The sequence below is a fragment of the Variovorax boronicumulans NBRC 103145 genome, assembly GCF_001591345.1.
GTDB classification, from domain to species: Bacteria; Pseudomonadota; Gammaproteobacteria; order Burkholderiales; family Burkholderiaceae_C; genus Variovorax; species Variovorax boronicumulans.
This window is the reverse complement of sequence record NZ_BCUS01000132.1, coordinates 1-16,063: the sequence shown is the minus strand read 5'-3', so window position 1 is coordinate 16,063 and position 16,063 is coordinate 1. Positions and strand designations below refer to the sequence as shown.

Annotated in this window: 16 protein-coding genes; 13 read left to right on the top strand and 3 right to left on the bottom strand. The window is 69.2% G+C overall.

Annotated elements, in window-relative coordinates:
- On the top strand, positions 1–916 hold a 916-nt coding region (locus VBO01S_RS26850), incomplete at its 5' end, for a cytochrome P450 (protein WP_062481111.1).
- A 1-nt stretch (position 917) separates the two neighbouring features.
- Here VBO01S_RS26850 and VBO01S_RS26845 read toward each other — a convergent pair.
- Together VBO01S_RS26845 and VBO01S_RS26840 are read right to left on the bottom strand one after the other, a co-directional pair.
- A complete protein-coding gene (locus VBO01S_RS26845; protein WP_062481107.1) occupies positions 918–1,883 on the bottom strand; it encodes a pyridoxamine 5'-phosphate oxidase family protein in 966 nt (321 codons plus the stop codon).
- Positions 1,880–2,545 carry a glutathione S-transferase family protein gene (locus VBO01S_RS26840; protein ID WP_062481105.1) on the bottom strand — a complete coding sequence of 222 codons (666 nt, stop codon included), beginning with the start codon at positions 2,543–2,545 and terminating at the stop codon, positions 1,880–1,882. The genes VBO01S_RS26845 and VBO01S_RS26840 overlap by 4 nt, the downstream gene beginning before the upstream one ends.
- 105 nt (positions 2,546–2,650) lie before the next feature.
- On the opposite strand from VBO01S_RS26840, the gene VBO01S_RS26835 reads away from it, so the two are divergent.
- The 7 genes from VBO01S_RS26835 (at position 2,651) to VBO01S_RS26805 (ending at position 9,551) form a co-directional block, all read left to right on the top strand.
- On the top strand, positions 2,651–3,541 hold the full coding sequence (locus VBO01S_RS26835; RefSeq protein ID WP_062481103.1) for a LysR family transcriptional regulator: 891 nt from the start codon (positions 2,651–2,653) through the stop codon (positions 3,539–3,541).
- A gap of 37 nt (positions 3,542–3,578) precedes the next feature.
- Entirely contained in the window at positions 3,579–4,544 is a 966-nt protein-coding gene (locus VBO01S_RS26830; RefSeq protein WP_062481101.1) for an ATP-binding cassette domain-containing protein, read from the top strand.
- Between the two features lie 11 nt (positions 4,545–4,555).
- On the top strand, positions 4,556–5,404 hold the full coding sequence (locus VBO01S_RS26825) for an ABC transporter permease (protein ID WP_062481099.1): 849 nt from the start codon (positions 4,556–4,558) through the stop codon (positions 5,402–5,404).
- Positions 5,405–6,203: 799 nt separating this feature from the next.
- Positions 6,204–6,656 carry a MarR family winged helix-turn-helix transcriptional regulator gene (locus VBO01S_RS26820; RefSeq protein ID WP_062481097.1) on the top strand — a complete coding sequence of 151 codons (453 nt, stop codon included), beginning with the start codon at positions 6,204–6,206 and terminating at the stop codon, positions 6,654–6,656.
- An 85-nt stretch (positions 6,657–6,741) separates the two neighbouring features.
- On the top strand, positions 6,742–7,167 hold the full coding sequence (locus VBO01S_RS26815; RefSeq protein ID WP_062481095.1) for an organic hydroperoxide resistance protein: 426 nt from the start codon (positions 6,742–6,744) through the stop codon (positions 7,165–7,167).
- A 188-nt stretch (positions 7,168–7,355) separates the two neighbouring features.
- Positions 7,356–8,474, top strand: a complete 1,119-nt coding sequence (locus tag VBO01S_RS26810; protein ID WP_062481109.1) for a DUF2855 family protein — start codon at positions 7,356–7,358, stop codon at positions 8,472–8,474.
- Positions 8,475–8,507: 33 nt separating this feature from the next.
- Positions 8,508–9,551: a serine/threonine protein kinase gene (locus tag VBO01S_RS26805; RefSeq protein WP_062481093.1), complete on the top strand. Its 1,044-nt coding sequence runs from the start codon at positions 8,508–8,510 to the stop codon at positions 9,549–9,551.
- Here the strand turns inward: VBO01S_RS26805 and VBO01S_RS26800 are convergent, their stop codons facing one another.
- Positions 9,552–10,448, bottom strand: coding sequence for a LysR family transcriptional regulator (locus VBO01S_RS26800; RefSeq protein WP_062481091.1), 897 nt, complete (start codon positions 10,446–10,448; stop codon positions 9,552–9,554).
- 90 nt (positions 10,449–10,538) lie between these two features.
- Between VBO01S_RS26800 and VBO01S_RS26795 the strand changes: the two genes are divergently transcribed.
- From VBO01S_RS26795 to VBO01S_RS26780, 5 genes are read left to right on the top strand one after another with little or no spacing between them, the layout of a single operon-like run.
- The gene (locus tag VBO01S_RS26795) at positions 10,539–12,248 is read left to right on the top strand and encodes an acyl-CoA dehydrogenase family protein (protein WP_062481089.1); all 1,710 of its coding nucleotides are present in this window, start codon (positions 10,539–10,541) and stop codon (positions 12,246–12,248) included.
- A 34-nt stretch (positions 12,249–12,282) separates the two neighbouring features.
- On the top strand, positions 12,283–13,272 hold the full coding sequence (locus tag VBO01S_RS26790; RefSeq protein ID WP_062481087.1) for a Bug family tripartite tricarboxylate transporter substrate binding protein: 990 nt from the start codon (positions 12,283–12,285) through the stop codon (positions 13,270–13,272).
- 38 nt (positions 13,273–13,310) lie between these two features.
- Positions 13,311–13,664, top strand: a complete 354-nt coding sequence (locus VBO01S_RS33315) for a tripartite tricarboxylate transporter substrate-binding protein (protein WP_255221210.1) — start codon at positions 13,311–13,313, stop codon at positions 13,662–13,664.
- Positions 13,550–14,740, top strand: a complete 1,191-nt coding sequence (locus tag VBO01S_RS33310; RefSeq protein ID WP_255221209.1) for a tripartite tricarboxylate transporter substrate-binding protein — start codon at positions 13,550–13,552, stop codon at positions 14,738–14,740. Before VBO01S_RS33315 ends, VBO01S_RS33310 begins: the two co-directional genes overlap by 115 nt.
- Positions 14,737–15,885, top strand: a complete 1,149-nt coding sequence (locus VBO01S_RS26780) for a CaiB/BaiF CoA transferase family protein (RefSeq protein ID WP_062481085.1) — start codon at positions 14,737–14,739, stop codon at positions 15,883–15,885. Before VBO01S_RS33310 ends, VBO01S_RS26780 begins: the two co-directional genes overlap by 4 nt.
- Positions 15,886–16,063: the final 178 nt, after the last annotated feature.

Genomic DNA, 16,063 nt, shown 5'->3' with positions numbered 1-16,063 from the left:
CGGCCACCTCGTGCGCATGAACGACGGCCCCGCGCACCAGGCGCATCGGCCGGCCTTGCAGCGCGCGCTGGCCGGGCTCGACCTGCAGGCGGCGCACGCCGCCGCGCTCGACGTGGCGCGGCAGCTGCCCGCGCAGGCGCCGTTGTCCGAGGTGCTGTTCTCGCTGCCCGTGCGGGCGATGGCGCACCTGCTCGGCTTCGACGGTGCATCACTGCCGCAGGTGGACCGCTGGATGCGCGACTTCGTCGCCTGCCTTTCGCCGCTGTCGAATGCCGACCAGCTGCAGGCGGCGAGCATGGCGGCCGGCGCGCTGATGAACCGCTTCGAAACCCTGAGCGTGAACGCCTCGCCGCGCGACGGCACGCTGCTGGCAGCGGTGCTGGCCGAAAGCGCGGCCAGCGCGCCGCTCTCGCGCGCGCTGCTGGCGAACCTCGTGGGCCTGCTCTCGCAGACCTGCGACGCCACGGCGGGCCTGCTGGGCAACAGCTTGATCGCACTGGCGCGCGAGCCTGCGCTGCGCCCGCTGGCGCGCACGCGCGACGGGCTGCTCGCCATCGTCGAGGAGACGTGTCGCCACGATCCGTCGGTGCAGAACACGCGCCGCTTCGCGATCGAGCCCCTCGAGATCGCCGGCACCTCGCTGGCGGCGGGCGACGCGGTGCTGGTGCTGCTGGCCTCGGCGCACCGCGATCCGGCATTCAACCCCGAGCCCGACCGCTTCATGCCGGTGCGCGCGCGGCGCCGCGTGCTCGGCTTCGGCCATGGCATGCATGCGTGTCCGGGGCAGGCGCTGGCCTGCACGCTGGCTGCGGCGGGCCTCGAAGCGCTGCTGAGCCAACGAAGCGCACCCGATCTCGATGCGCTCAGTTGGCACTATCGGCCGTCAGTCAACGGGCGCATTCCCGTCTTCGACTGAGTCAGTGCGCGGCCCAGCGCCCCGTGCCCGCCAGGTGCGGCGACAACGCGGCCTCGCCCCAACGCAGCGGCAATGCGGCCGGACGGCGCAGCGCGCGCGTGACGTGAAAGCGCATGAGCCGCTCCGCGCCCTCGAACGCTTCAACCTCAGGGCCGTCCGTGACGATCTCCGCCGTGGCGCTCAGGTGCAGCAGCTCGCCGGTGTCGAAATCGACGAACAGCAGGCCCGCGCGCGGGTGCGCCTGCAGGTTGCCGAGCGTGTTGAAGAAGCGGTTGCCGTTGAAGTCGGGCACCGTGAGCACGCCGCCCGCATCGACGCGCACGAAGCCCGGCCGCCCGCCGCGGTGCGACACGTCGACGCCGTGCGAGCGCGCATCGGCCGCGTCGCCCACCGCCACCGCGTCGGGATACGCCGTGGCGATGAACAGCGTGTCGGCCGCACCGATGAGCCGTTCGGCCGCGAGGTCGAGCGTGTCGAGCCACTGCACGGCGGGCTCGTGGGCCGGCGGCGCGGCGAACACCGGCTCGCGCGCCTGGATGTAGCGCGGGCAGTTGCCGAAGCTCTGCTGCACCTCGACCATGAAGCCCGCCGCGTCGAGCGCCTCGACCGTGCCGTTCATGCGGTTGCGCCGCCGCGTGTGCGGCTGGATGCCCAGCAGCCCCAGCGTGGCACCGGGCGCGAGCTGGCCGGTGAGCGGATCGCCGGCGCCCGGCAGTGCATCGATGCGCAGGTGCGTCGCGTCGGGCGAGTGCGCAAAGCCGGCGGGCGCGGCGAGCATGCTGGCCCACGGCTGCAGGTCGGCGTCGAGGCTTCCGACCACGAGGAATGGCAGCAGTGCGAAGAACTCGCGGTGCTGGTCGGGCATGTAGTCGCGGATCACGCGCGGGCCCGCAGCCTCCATCTGCTCGCGCGAGCCCACGAGCGCCTGCAGCGCGCGCTCGCCGGCGTGGAAAGGTGCGGCGATCATGCGACCGCCGCCAGGCCGACCGGCGAACGCACCATCGGCACGAACCCGGGCAAGGCTTCCACGCGCGCCAGCCAGGCACGCAGCTGCGGATAGGCATCGAGCGACACGCTGCCTTCGGGTGCATGGGCCACGTAGGCGTAGTTCGCGATGTCGGCCAGCGTGGCCGACGGGCCCGCGAGGAAGGGCTGCTCGGACAGGCAGGTCTCCATCACCGCGAGCAGCGCGTGCGAGCGCTTGACGGTCTCGGTGCGGTCGGCGTCCACGCCGAACAGCACCATGATGCGCGCCGCCGCCGGGCCGTAGGCCAGCGGGCCGGCCGCCACCGAGAACCAGCGCTGCACGCGCGCCGCGCCCACCGGGTCGCGCGGCATCCAGCGCGCCGGGTCGGGGGCGTAGCGTTCGTTGAGGTACACGAGGATGGCGTTGGAGTCGGCCAGCGTGACCTCGCCGTCCTCGATCACCGGCACCTGGCCGAAGGGGTTGCGCGCCAGGAACTCCGGCGTGCGGTGCTCACGCTGGCGCAGGTTGAGCTCGACGATCTCGAAGGGCAGGCCCAGCACCGAGAGGAAGAAGCGCACGCGGTGCACGTGGCCCGAGATGGCGCTGCCGAAGAGCTGGATGGGCTGGGCGGGCTGGCGGGCGGTGGTGGTGTTCTCGGTCATGAAGAGTCCTTCGGGTGGGTATGGCCTCGATTCTTCTCTCTTCCAGCAAATGAATGAATAGCCTTTGCCGGATTTGACTGCTGCGTTTTCCGGTTTAATCGCGCCATGGATCGTTTCAAGGCCATGCAGACCTTCGTGCAGATTGCCGACCAGGGCAGCCTGACCCGCGCCGCCGAGGCGCTCGGCAGTTCGCTGCCCGCCGTGGTGCGCGCGCTCGCCGCGCTCGAGGCGCACCTGGGCGTGCGCCTGTTTCACCGCACCACGCGGCGCCTGTCGCTCACCGAGGAAGGCCGCCACTACCTGCCGAGCGCGCGCGAAGTGCTGCTCGCGGCCGACGCCGCCGACCAGGCGCTGAAGGCCGAGGCGCGCGAGCCCGCGGGGCAGCTGGTCATCACCGCGCCGGTGCTGTTCGGCCACATGTACGTGGCGCCCGCCATCGTGCGCTTCATGCAGCGCCACGAGAAGGTGCGCTGCAGCGTGCGGCTGCACGACCGCACGGTGAACCTGCTCGAGGAGGGCATCGATGTCGGCATCCGCATCAGCCCGCTCGAAGACTCGTCGCTGGTGGCGCAGACGCTGGGCACCATCCGCCGCGTGGTGGTGGCCAGCCCCGCCTTCCTCGCGCAGCACGGCGTGCCGCGTCATCCGCGCGACCTGGCGGGCGCACCCTGCGTGCGCGGGCGCATCGATGCACCGTCGCAATGGGCGTTCCGCGACGGCGGCAAGACCGTGCACGTGACGCCTGACAACCGCCTGGAGTTCAACCACCTCGCGCCCGCCATCGAGGCCTGCGCCGCGGGCATGGGCTTCGGCACTTTCTTCTCCTACCAGGTGCTGCCGCACGTGGCACAGGGCCGGCTGCAGCTGGTGCTCGAAGACTACGAGCCGGCGCCCCGCCCCGTGAGCGTGATCTACCCGAATGCGCGGCTGCTGCCGGCGCGCACGCGGGCCTTCATCGACTGGATGAAAAGCGAGTTCAGCGGGCTGCGTATGTAGCCGTGCGCCAATCGGCCGGCTGCGTCAGAATGGCCGCGTGCCATCCCACACCACCCCCTCCTCGCCTTCCTCTTCGTCCTCTTCCCCGTTGTTCCAGGTCCGTGGGCTGCGCAAGCGCTACGGCGAGACCACGGTCGTCGACGACCTCTCGTTCGAGATCGCGCCTGGCGAGTGCCTGGGCGTGATCGGGCCGAACGGTGCGGGCAAGACCACCACCATCCGCATGTGCCTGGGCCTCACCGCCCCCGACGGCGGCAGCATCGAGGCGCTGGGCCTGCAGATGCCGCGCGACGCGCTGGCCATCAAGGCGCAGCTGGGCGTGGTGTCGCAGTTCGACACCCTCGACCCCGACTTCAGCTGCGCCGAGAACCTCGTGGTGTACGGTCGTTACTTCGGCTTCAGCAAGGCGCATGTGCGCGCACGCGTGCCGCAGTTGCTGGAGTTCGCCGCGCTCTCGCACAAGGCCGACGCCAAGCCCGGCGAGCTGTCGGGCGGCATGCGCCGGCGCCTGTCGCTGGCGCGTGCGCTGGTGAACGACCCCAAGCTGTTGCTGCTCGACGAGCCCACCACCGGGCTCGACCCGCAAGCGCGGCACCTGATGTGGGAGCGCTTGCAGGTGCTGCTGCAGCAGGGCAAGTCGATCCTGTTGACCACGCACTTCATGGACGAGGCCGAGCGCCTGTGTTCGCGGCTGCTGGTGCTCGACCACGGCCGCAAGATCGCCGAGGGCCGGCCGCGCGATCTGATCGCCGAGCACCTAGAGCCTGACGTGGTCGAGGTGTATGGCAATGGGGCGCTGTCGCTGGCCGGGTCGGCCGAGTTGCAGGCGCTGGCTGCGCGCGTGGAGGTGAGCGGGGAGACGGTGTTCTTCTATACGCAGGATGCGCGGCGTCTGCTCGACGCGCTGACGCAGCACGGCGGGCTGCGCACCTTTCATCGGCCGGCCAATCTGGAAGATCTTTTCCTCAAGCTCACCGGTCGGCAGATTCGCCAGGATGGCTAGGCCTTCTTTCTATGAACACAACCACTGCTTCTTCTGCCGTTTCTCCCGAGACACCTGTGCCGCCTTCACCCTCCGTGTGGCGTGCGCCCGAGCTGTCGATGCGATGGTGGCCGGTGTTTTTGCGCAACCTGCTGGTGTGGCGCAAGCTTGCTTTACCTAGCCTGATCGGAAACATCGCGGAGCCGCTGATCTGGTTGGTGGCGTTTGGCTACGGGATGGGCGCTTTGGTGGGGCAGGTGACGGTGGATGGCACGCAGGTGCCGTACATCCTGTTCCTGGCGAGTGGGTCGATCTGCATGAGTGCGATGAATGCGGCGAGCTTTGAAGCGCTGTATTCGGCGTTTTCTCGGATGCATGTGCAGAAGACTTGGGACGGGATCATGAATGCGCCGGTGGGGCTGGATGACATCGTGCTTGCGGAGATGTTGTGGGCGGCGTTCAAGTCGATTTTTACTGTGACTGCGATCTTGTTTGTGATGCTTGGGCTTGGGATCAGTCACAGCCCCAAGTTGATCGTGGCCTGGATGGTGTTGATTGGGTGTGGGATCACGTTTTCTTCGGTGGCACTGATCTTCAATGCGTTGGCTAAGGGGTATGACTTTTTTACCTATTACTTCACGTTGTTCATGACGCCGATGATGTTTTTGAGTGGGGTGTTTTTTCCGCTGGAGCAGCTGCCTTCTGTTGTGCGTGCTGTGGCTGCTTGGTTGCCGTTGACGAATGCTGTTGCTTTGGTGCGGCCGCTGTTTATGGATCGGTGGCCTGAGGGGTGGTGGGTGCATGCGGGTGTTTTGGTTGTGTATGCGGTTGTGGCTTTCTGGATTGCATTGGCGCTGACTCGGAAGAGGTTTCGGGGGTGATTCCTGGGGCTTGGGTCTTGTTCTTTCCCGGGGCCGGGTCTCGGCCCGGCGGCCGACCTACTTTTCTTTGCTTCGCCAAAGAAACGTAGGCAAAAGAAAGGCGACCCTACTGTCTGCGTCCCTCCGCTTCGCTACGGGCAACCTGCGGTGCTCGCATTTCGCGGGGTCTCGCCCAAACTCGCTTCGCTCAAACAAGGGCGAGCCCTGATCCGCGAAACGCTGCGCTCCTCGGCGCATACAGAAGGGATTGGGGAACCCCTCGGGCCATCGCTTCGCTCGGCCAGTGGGCCGCAGCAGGCGCTTCGCGCCTGCTGCGGCGGGGATTGGTCATGGCGCTGCTCCTTGCATGAGCGCATGCGTGTGCGTTCATACAGATGCGGGTGTGCCCACCACCACCACCACCACCACCACCACCACGAGCACGAGCACGAGCACAAGCACAAACGCAGGCTTCGGCTGTTGGAAATTCCCGGGCCGAGCGAAGCGACGGCCCGCCCGGTATCAAAGCCCCTCTGGCTGCGCCGAGGAGCGCAGCGTTTCGCGGATCAGGGCTCGCAGCTGTTTGAGCGAAGCGAGTTCTGCGAGACCCCGCGAAATGCGAGCACCGCAGGTTGCCCCGTAGCGAAGCGCAGGGGTCGCAGACAGTGGGGTCGCCTTTTCTTTGCTTACTTTCTTTTGGCGAAGCAAAAGAAAGTGAGTCCGCCGCCGGGCGGAACTCCCAGCCCCGGGAAGCAACCGCCAAAACCAATCCAAAACAACTACATTGCACACAATTCAATTGCGAACTACAATTCCACCCATGCCAACGAAACCCAACACAGACGACCTGCTCAAGCTAGACAACCAGCTCTGCTTCGCCGTCTACTCCGCCTCCTTGGCAATGACCCGCCTCTACAAGCCGTTGCTAGAAAAGCTCCAGCTCACCTACCCCCAATACTTGGTGATGCTCGCCCTCTGGGAACAAGACGGCCCCACCGTCTCCGCCCTAGGCGAGCGCCTCTCGCTAGATTCCGGCACGCTGACCCCCCTGCTCAAGCGCCTCGAAGCCAACGGCTACGTATCCCGAGTCCGCGACGTCGCAGACGAGCGCCGCGTCCACATCACGCTCACCACCGCAGGCCGCAAGCTCAAGTCCCGCGCCGCCAACGTCCCCGAGTGCCTCATGGCCGCCGCCGAATGCTCCGTCCCCGAGCTGATCGCCCTCACGCAGCAAATACAAACCCTGCGCGACCGCATCCGCAAAGCCGCCTGACACACAAACAACCCATCCAGAGTTCTCCCCGGCTTCGTGAGAAGAAGCCCTTTCATCACCACTCCCCTGACCAAAGGAAATCACCATGACCACCAAGCTCGACAAAGTTCTCTACACCGCAGAAGCCCACACCGTCGGCGGCCGTGACGGCGCCGGCAAGTCCAGCGATGGCGCCATCGACGTCAAGCTGAGCTCGCCCGGCTCGGGCAAGCCCGGCACCAACCCCGAGCAGCTGTTCGCGGTCGGCTACGCCGCCTGCTTCATCGGCGCCATGAAGGCCGTCGGCCCGAAGATCAGCGTCAAGGTGCCGGAAGAAGTCGCCATCGACTCGAAGGTTTCCCTCGGCCCGACGAACGGCGGCGCGGCCTACGGCATCTCGGTGCAACTGGCGATCTCGCTGCCCGGCCTCGACGACGCACAGAAGAAGCTGCTGGTCGACACCGCCCACCAGGTCTGCCCCTACTCGAACGCCACCCGCGGCAACATTGACGTGGAACTGACCATCGTCTGATTCCGCCCTGACGGTTTCACGAAAAAAGCGCCCCGGCCCCAAGCCCGGGCGCTTTTTTCATCTCTGTCTCACGGGTGACGCCGAAACGCACGCCGAGATAGCGCCTTTCACCAAGCTTGGCTAATGTGGCCGCACGTCTCGCCCGTCCCGCCACCCGTCTTCAACACACACCCGTGGAGATCGACCCCATGAGCACCACCCACCTCCTGATCCGCAGAGACCAGCTGGCCACCGCGCGACTGCACACCGACACCTCCGAACGGCCGCTGGCCGACGGGCAGGTGCGCGTGCGCATCGACAGCTTTGCGCTCACCTCCAACAACATCACCTACGCCGCCTTCGGCGATGCGATGAGCTACTGGCAGTTCTTTCCCTCCGAGGAAGAAGGCTGGGGCAGCATCCCCGTGTGGGGCTTTGCCAGCGTGGTGCAGTCGCAGCACCCGGGCGTGGCCGTGGGCGAACGGATCTACGGCTACTGGCCGATGTCCACGAGCGCGGTGCTCAGCCCCGACCGGCTCTCGCCCTCGCGCTTCACCGACGCGGCGGCGCACCGCGCCGAGCTGCCCGCGGTCTACAACCAGTACTTCCGCTGCAACGCCGACCCGCTGTACACCACCGACACCGAAGACCTGCAGGCGCTGCTGCGCCCGCTGTTCATCACCTCGTGGCTCATCGACGACTTCATGGCCGACAACGACTTCTTCGGCGCCACCACCATGCTGCTGTCGAGCGCCTCGAGCAAGACGGCCTACGGCACGGCCTTCCAGCTGCACCAGCGCGAAGGCATCGAGGTGGTCGGCCTCACCTCGCCCGCCAACGTGGCCTTCTGCCAGAGCCTGGGCTGCTACGACCGCGTGGTGACCTACGACGCGCTGGACACCATCGCGGCGGACACCCCCTGCGTGTACATCGACTTCGCCGGCAACGGCGAGTTGCGCACCGCGATCCACGAGCGCTTCACCAACCTGAAGTACAGCAGCTCGATCGGCGGCACGCACGTGGAGCAGCTCGCCGCCAAGGGCGCGGGCAAGAGCCTGACCGGCCCGCGCGCCACGCTGTTCTTCGCGCCGGCGCAGATCAAGAAGCGCACCACCGAATGGGGCGCCGACGAGTTCGGCCGGCGCATGGTGGCCGCGTGGCACCGCTTCCTGGCCACGGTGACCGACGCCAGCAACCCCTGGCTGCACACCGAGCACCACCACGGCGGCGAGGCGGTGCAGGCCGCCTACGCGCAGGTGCTGGCAGGCAAGGGCGACCCGCGCACCGGCCATATCCTTTCGCTTTACAAACAAGCGGGCGCTCGCTGACCCGCAAGGGGCCCATGTGGCGACAATCGCCGCATGACCCCTTCTTCTGTCGCGCCCGCGAACACCCATCCTTACGAGAGCCTCACGCCTGACGTGGTGCTCGACGCGCTCGCGACACTCGGCCTGCACGGCGACGGCCGCCTCACCGGCCTGAACTCCTATGAAAACCGGGTCTACCAGGTCTACCTGGAAGACCCGAACCCGCATCCGGCGGTGGTGCTCAAGTTCTACCGGCCCGGCCGCTGGAGCGAGGCCGAGATCCTCGAAGAGCACGCCTTCTCGCTCGAACTGGCCGCCGGCGAGGTGCCGGCCGTGCCGCCGCTGGCCTTCGACGGCAAGACGCTGCACCACCACGCCGGCTTTGCCTTCAGCGTGAGCCCCTACCGCGGCGGGCGCGCGCCCGAGCTGGACAACTTCGAGGTGCTCGAATGGGTGGGCCGCTTCCTGGCGCGCATCCACACGGTGGGCAGCGCCAAGCCCTTCGAGGCCCGCCCCGCGCTCGACCTGCAGACCTTCGGCCTGGACTCGCGCGACTGGCTGCTGGAGAACGACAAGATCCCGCTCGACATGCAGCGCGACTGGGAAAAGATCTGCAACGAGGCGCTGGACATGGTCCGCGCGACCGCCCTGGCGCTGCAGCCGCCGGCCTCCGACTTCAGGCCCCGCAAGCTGCGCCTGCACGGCGACGTGCACCCCGGCAACATCCTGTGGACGCCCACCGACCGCCCCGGCGGCGGCCCGCACTTCGTCGACCTGGACGACGCGCGCACGGGCTTCGCGGTGCAAGACCTGTGGATGCTGCTGTCGGGCGACCGCGCGCAGCGCACGGCGCAGCTGTCGGGCCTGCTCGACGGCTACGAGCAGTTCCGCGAATTCGACCGCCGCGAGCTGGCGCTCATCGAGCCGCTGCGCACGCTGCGGCTCATCCACTACAGCGCCTGGCTGGCACGGCGCTGGGAAGACCCAATCTTCCCGATCAACTTCCCGTGGTTCGGCTCCAGCGACTACTGGAAGGGCCAGATCCTCGTGCTGGAAGACCAGTGCGAGCAGATGGCCGAAGAGCCGCTCTACGCGTGATCACTGAGCGGCGTTCGCGGCCAGGCTCTGCGCCACGCCTTCGAGCAGCCGCTCGACCAGCACATTGACCGGCCCGGTGCGCCACACGCCGTAAGCCTCCGACTGCGCCACCGCGCGGTCGAGCGGGCGAAACACCGCCCCGCGCAGCGCCGAGTGCCGCATCGCCTGCGGCACCAGCGCCACGCCCATGCCCTGCGACACCAGCGACACCACGGCCAGCCAGTGCCGCACCTCGTGGCGCACCTCGGGCAGGAAGCCCGCGTCGGCGCAGATCGACAGGATGCGCTCGTGGTAATCGGGTGAGGCCTCGCGCGAGAACAGCACGAAAGGCTGCGCGCGCAGGTCGGCCGGCGCCAGCACGCGCTTGCGCGCCAGCGCATGGCCCGCGGGCAGGCAGGCCACGAAGGGCTCCGACAGCAGCAGCCGGTGCTGCAGCTCGGCCGGCATGCGGCTGGTGTGGACAAAGCCCAGGTCGAGCCGGTCGTGCAGCAGCTCGGCGATCTGCACGCCCGAGTTGAGTTCGCTCAGCGTGATGCGCACCGCCGGATGCCGCGCCTGGAACGCGCGCAGCGCGGGCGGCAGGCCGCGGTAGAGCATGGCGCCCACGAAGCCGATGCGCAGCCGGCCCGCCGAGCCGGTGGCCACGTCGCGCGCCTCCAGCGCGGCCTCCTCGGCCTGCAGCAGCACGCGCCGCGCCGACACGCGCAGCGCCTCGCCCGCGGGCGTGAGCCGCACTTCCTTGCTGTTGCGCTCGAACAGGCGCGCGCCCACCGAGTCTTCGAGCTGGCGGATCGCCACCGACAGCGGCGGCTGCGAAATGGCCAGCCGCCGCGCGGCGCGCCCGAAGTGCAGCTCTTCGGCGAGCACGGAGAAGTAGCGCAGGTGCCGCAGTTCCATGAATAGCTAAATCAAATCGTACAAGACCAAATCAATATTAGACACGGATCATTGCCAACTCAACAATGCGGCGAACCAGGAGACGCCCGCATGCCCACACCCGCTGCTTCCGCTGCCACAGCCGCCGCGCACCCGATCCCCGATCGCCACGGCCAGAACCTCTTCACCACCGACACCGAGCTGCACACGCTGCTCGCGCTGTACCTGCCCGAAGCCCTGCGCACCCACATGCGCCCGCACTTCGAGCGCCTGGGCGGCCTGGCGGGCGGCCTGCTGGACGACCTGGCCGGCACCGCCGACCGCAACCCGCCCACGCTGAAGCAGCGCACGCGCACCGGCATCGACGAGCAGAAGGTCATCAAGCACCCGGCCTATGTCGAGATGGAGCGCCTGGCGCTCAGCGAATTCGGCCTGGCCGCCATCTCGCACCGCGACGAGACGCTGGGCTGGGCCGGCAAGATGCCGCCGCTGGTCAAGTACGTGCTGACCTACCTCTTCGTGCAGGCCGAGTTCGGCCTGTGCTGCCCGGTCTCGATGACCGACTCGCTCACGCGCACGCTGAAGAAGTTCGGCGCGCCCGAGCTGGTCGCCAAGTACCTGCCGCGCCTGACCTCGCTCGACTTCGACGAGCTCGCGCAGGGCGCGATGTTCATGACCGAGCAGGCCGCCGGCTCCGACATCGCCGCCACCGCCACCACCGCGCAGCGCCAGGCCGATGGCAGCTGGCGCCTGGCCGGCGACAAGTGGTTCTGCTCCAACCCCGACGCCGGCTTTGCGATGGTGCTGGCGCGCGCCGACGACGCGCCCGCGGGCATGAAGGGCGTGTCGCTGTTCCTGCTGCCGCGCGAACTCGACGACGGCAGCCTCAACCACTACCGCATCATCCGGCTCAAGGACAAGCTGGGCACGCGCTCGATGGCCAGCGGCGAGATCCGCCTCGAAGGCGCGGTGGCCTACCTCGTGGGCGAGGAAGGCCGCGGCTTCCAGCAGATGGCCGACATGGTCAACAACTCGCGCCTGTCCAACGGCGTGCGTTCCGCCGGCCTGATGCGCCGCGCGGTGGCCGAGGCCGAGTACATCGCCTCCGAGCGCCGCGCCTTCGGCCGCGCGCTCGAGCAGATGCCGCTGATGCAGCGCCAGCTCGACAAGCTGCGCGTGCCGTCCGAACAGGCCCGCACCATGGTCTGCCAGACCGCGCAGGCACTCGCGCGCTCCGACGCCGGCGAGCCCGATGCGTATGCGCTGCTGCGCATCCTTACGCCGCTCATCAAGTTCCGCGCCTGCCGCGATGCGCGCCAGGTCACGGGCGATGCGATGGAAGTGCGCGGCGGCTGCGGCTACATCGAGGAGTGGAGCGACCCGCGCCTCGTGCGCGACGCGCACCTGGGCTCGATCTGGGAAGGCACCAGCAACATCGTGGCGCTGGACGTGATCCGCGCCGTGAAGCGCGAAGGCTCGCTGCCCGTGCTGCGCGCGCATGTCGAGAAGCTCATCGGCGACGCCACCGAACTCACACCGGCCTTCGCCGCCGCGCTGCGCGACACCATGGCCCGCGCCTGCGCCCTGGCCGAGACCGCCGCGCGCGAAGGCGGCGACGTGCTCGCGCGCCAGGCCGCCTCGGCCCTGTACCACTGCACCAGCGCCGCCGCGATGGCCTGGGAGGCCTCGGCCGGCGGCTCCGCCGCGCGCCTGCGCTGGGCCCAGCTGGTGCTGCTGCACCGCGTGCTGCCGCGCGATCCGCTGGCGCCCGACGCATTGCCCGCCGACTGGCATGCCGCGCTCGTGCGCACGGCCGCCTGAGCCCCTTTTTCGAGAACAACGGAGACAACCACCCATGCGACAACGATTCAGCCTCCTCCTGGGCACCGCCTGCGCCGCGCTGCTGCTCGCAGCCACGCCCGCCGTGCACGCCCAGCCCGGCGCCTTCCCGACCAAGCCCATGACGCTGGTCGTGCCCTTCCCGCCCGGCGGCCCGACCGACGCGATGGCGCGCACGCTCGCCGCCGAGCTGCGCGACAAGCTCGGCCAGCCCATGATCGTGGAGAACCGCGCGGGCGCCGGCGGCAACATCGGCGCCGACTACGTGGCGCGCGCCGAGGCCGACGGCCACACGCTGCTGTTCGGCACCTCGGGCCCGCTGGCCATCAACGTGAGCCTGTACCGCAAGATCAGCTACGACCCGACCAGGAGCTTCGCGCCCGTGATCCAGGTCGGCTACCTGCCGAACATCCTGGTGGTGAACCCGGCCCTGCCGGTGAAGAACGTGGCCGAGCTGGTCGCCTATGCCAAGGCCAACCCGGGCAAGCTGAGCTACGCCTCGTCGGGCAACGGCGCCTCGTCGCACCTGGCGGGCGTGCTGTTCAACTCGGTGGCCGGCACCGACCTGCTGCACGTGCCCTACAAGGGCACCGGCCCGGCGCTCAACGACCTGCTGGGCAACCAGGTCAGCATGACCTTCACCGACATCCTCACCGCGCTGCCCTACGTCAAGGCCGGCAAGCTGCGCGCACTCGGCGTGGCCACCTCGGCCCGCTCGCAGGCGCTGCCCGAGGTGCCGACCATCACCGAGCAGCTGCACAAGCCCTACGACGTGAGCGTGTTCTTCGGCATCGTCGCGCCGGCCGGCACGCCGCCCGACCGCGTGACCAAGCTCAACCACGCATTCGCCGAGGTGCTCAACTCGCCGAAGGTCAAGCAGATGTTCGCCGCACAGGGCCTGGAAGCCACGGCGGACACCTCGCCGCAGAAGCTCGCGCAGTTCATCGGCAGCGAAACGGCCAAGTGGAAGGACGTGGTGAAGAAGTCCGGCGCGCAGCTCGACTGACCGCCACGACGCACAAGAAAAAACAAGGAGACAAGAAGATGAAGACGCACCTGCTGTCACGCCTGATCGCCGTGACCGCGCTGTTCGCCGCAGCCGGCGCCGCCACCGCGGAGACCTACCCGCAACGCCCCGTCACGCTGATCGTTCCGTACGCCGCGGGCGGCCCCACCGACCAGCACCTGCGCGCCGTGGCAGAAGAAGCCGGCAAGGCCCTCGGCCAACCCGTGGTGCTCGACAACCGCCCCGGCGCGAGCGGCACCAACGGCGCCGCCCGCTGGTGCGCGCCGCGCCCGACGGCTACACGCTGGCCGTGCTGCCGGCCTCGGTGTACCGCGAGCCCTTCATCAACAAGGTGGCCTTCGACCCCGCGCGCAGCTTCTCGTACGTGGTGATGCTGTCCGACTACACCTTCGGCCTCGCCGTGAAGGCCGACGCACCGTGGAAGACCTGGCAGGACTTCGCGGCCGATGCCGCACGCCGCCCCGGCAAGCTCAACGTGGGCGCCACCGGCGCCGTGGGCACGCCGCGCATCGTGATGGACGAGGCCGCCGAGATGGCGAAGGTCCAGCTCAACATGGTGCCCTTCAAGGGCGACGCCGAAGTGACCAACGCCATCCTCGGCGGCCACATCGACGCCGCGCCGCTCTCGGGCGTGGCCGTGCCGCACATCCACGCCGGCAAGATGCGCTACCTCGTGATGCTCACGCCGCAGCGCGTCAAGCGCTACCCGCAAGTGCCCACGCTGCGCGAACAGGGCGTGGACGCGGTCATCGATTCGCCCTACGGCATCGCCGGCCCGGCCGGCATGGACCCGGCGCGCGTGAAGACCGTGCACGACGCCTTCCGCAAAGCCTTGGCATCGCCCGCCGGCCTGCGCGTGCTGGAGCAGCTGAACCAGCAGGCCAACGCGATGGACCCCGAGCAGTACCGCCGCTACGCGCTGGCCACGACCGCGCGCGAGAAGGAACGCGTGGCGCGCCTGCGCCAGCGCGGCCTGCTCGACTGCCCCCCCACGCACACCATGTCGGACACCGCTTTCGTCGACGAACCACCGGGCGTGCTGTTCGGCCTGCCCATGCCGATGGCCCGCGCCTTCGCGCTGCGCGGCGAGGCCATCGGCGACGAGCGCGCGCGCGTGCGCATGCCCTACAGCGCCGACCACACCAACAGCCGCGGCGACGTGCACGGCGGCGCGATCGCCGTGCTGTTCGACTGCGCGCTCTCCAGCGCCGTGCGTTCGCACGCGCCCACGGCCTTCGGCGTGGTCACCGTCGACATCACGGTGCACTACACCGCGCCCTGCGCCGGCGACGTGATCGCCACCGCCGTGTGCGAGCGGCGCGGCCGCGCGATGTGCTTCGCGCGCGGCGAGGCGCGCAACGCCGACGGCGAGCTGCTCGCGCTGGCCACCGGCACCTTCAAGCTGGTGCCGCGCACCGCTCCCTCTTCTTCCGAGTCCACCCCATGACCACCGCTCCCCCTTCGACCGGCGCCCTCGCGGGCATCCGCGTGCTCGACATCTCGCGCATCCTCGGCGGCCCCTACTGCGGCCAGATCCTCGGCGACCACGGCGCCGACGTGCTCAAGGTCGAGCCGCCGCAGGGCGACGACACGCGCACCTGGGGCCCGCCCTTCAAGGAAGGCGTGGCCTCGTACTACCACGGGCTGAACCGCAACAAGCGCGTGCAGCACCTGGACTTCTCGACCGAGGAAGGCCGCGAAGCGCTGCTCGCGCTGGTGGCCGAGGCCGACGTGCTGATCGAAAACTTCAAGACCGGCACGATGGAGCGCTGGGGCATCGGCTACGAGACGCTGTCGCAGCGCTTTCCGCGCCTCGTGTGGTGCCGCGTGTCGGGCTTCGGCGCCGACGGCCCACTGGGCGCGCTGCCGGGCTACGACGCCGCCGTGCAGGCCATGACCGGCATCATGAGCATCAACGGCGAGGCCGACGGCGGCCCGCTGCGCGTGGGCCTGCCGGTGGTCGACATGGTGACCGGGCTCAACGCGGTGATCGGCGTGCTGCTCGCGCTGCAGGAGCGCCACCGCAGCGGACGCGGCCAGTTCGTCGAGGCGGCGCTGTACGACAGCGGCCTGTCGCTGCTGCACCCGCACGCGGCCAACTGGTTCATGGACGGCACGGCGCCGCGCCGCACCGGCAACGCGCACCCCAACATCTACCCCTACGACGCACTGGCCACGGGCACCGACCCGATCTTCGTGGCCGTGGGCAACGACCGCCAGTTCGCGAGCTTCTGCCGCTGCATCGGCCTGCCTGCGCTGGCCGACGACCCGCTGTACCGCACCGCCGGCGCGCGCTCGGTGAACCGCGACGGTCTCAAGCAGCAGCTCGAAGCCGCGCTCGCCGCCTTCGACGGCCGCACGCTGGTCGACCAGTTGATGGCCGCCGGCGTGCCCGCCGCGCCCGTGCTGCCGGTGGCGGCCGCGCTGCAGCACCCGCACACGCTGCACCGCGAGATGGTGGTGGAGATGGAAGGCGGCTACCGCGGCATCGGCGCGCCCGTGAAGCTCAGCCGCACGCCGGCCAGCTACCGCCATGCGCCGCTGACGCCGGGCGATTCCTTCCTACCGAGCGACGACAGCGCAGCGCGCTGACCTGTTCAATCCAGCGAGAGCTTCAGCGCGCGGATCAGCGGATGCCAGCGCGCCGACTCGCGCGCCAGCAGCGTTTCGAACTCGCCCGGCGTGCCACCCACCGTCTCGACGCCGGCCTCGGCCAGGCGGCGCTGCACCACCGGGTTGTGCAGCGCGCTGGCCACCGCGCGCTGCAGCC

Bases quoted from the DNA above. Each gene is read 5' to 3' on its own strand.
- VBO01S_RS26825 (WP_062481099.1), top strand. From the start codon at position 4,556: ATGAACACAACCACTGCTTCTTCTGCCGTTTCTCCCGAGACACCTGTG.
- VBO01S_RS26790 (WP_062481087.1), top strand. From the start codon at position 12,283: ATGCGACAACGATTCAGCCTCCTCCTGGGCACCGCCTGCGCCGCGCTG.
- VBO01S_RS33315 (WP_255221210.1), top strand. From the start codon at position 13,311: ATGAAGACGCACCTGCTGTCACGCCTGATCGCCGTGACCGCGCTGTTC.
- VBO01S_RS26840 (WP_062481105.1), bottom strand. From the start codon at position 2,545: ATGACCGAGAACACCACCACCGCCCGCCAGCCCGCCCAGCCCATCCAG.
- VBO01S_RS26780 (WP_062481085.1), top strand. From the start codon at position 14,737: ATGACCACCGCTCCCCCTTCGACCGGCGCCCTCGCGGGCATCCGCGTG.
- VBO01S_RS26810 (WP_062481109.1), top strand. From the start codon at position 7,356: ATGAGCACCACCCACCTCCTGATCCGCAGAGACCAGCTGGCCACCGCG.
- VBO01S_RS26805 (WP_062481093.1), top strand. From the start codon at position 8,508: ATGACCCCTTCTTCTGTCGCGCCCGCGAACACCCATCCTTACGAGAGC.
- VBO01S_RS26835 (WP_062481103.1), top strand. From the start codon at position 2,651: ATGGATCGTTTCAAGGCCATGCAGACCTTCGTGCAGATTGCCGACCAG.
- VBO01S_RS26845 (WP_062481107.1), bottom strand. From the start codon at position 1,883: ATGATCGCCGCACCTTTCCACGCCGGCGAGCGCGCGCTGCAGGCGCTC.
- VBO01S_RS26800 (WP_062481091.1), bottom strand. From the start codon at position 10,448: ATGGAACTGCGGCACCTGCGCTACTTCTCCGTGCTCGCCGAAGAGCTG.
- VBO01S_RS26815 (WP_062481095.1), top strand. From the start codon at position 6,742: ATGACCACCAAGCTCGACAAAGTTCTCTACACCGCAGAAGCCCACACC.
- VBO01S_RS26795 (WP_062481089.1), top strand. From the start codon at position 10,539: ATGCCCACACCCGCTGCTTCCGCTGCCACAGCCGCCGCGCACCCGATC.
- VBO01S_RS26820 (WP_062481097.1), top strand. From the start codon at position 6,204: ATGCCAACGAAACCCAACACAGACGACCTGCTCAAGCTAGACAACCAG.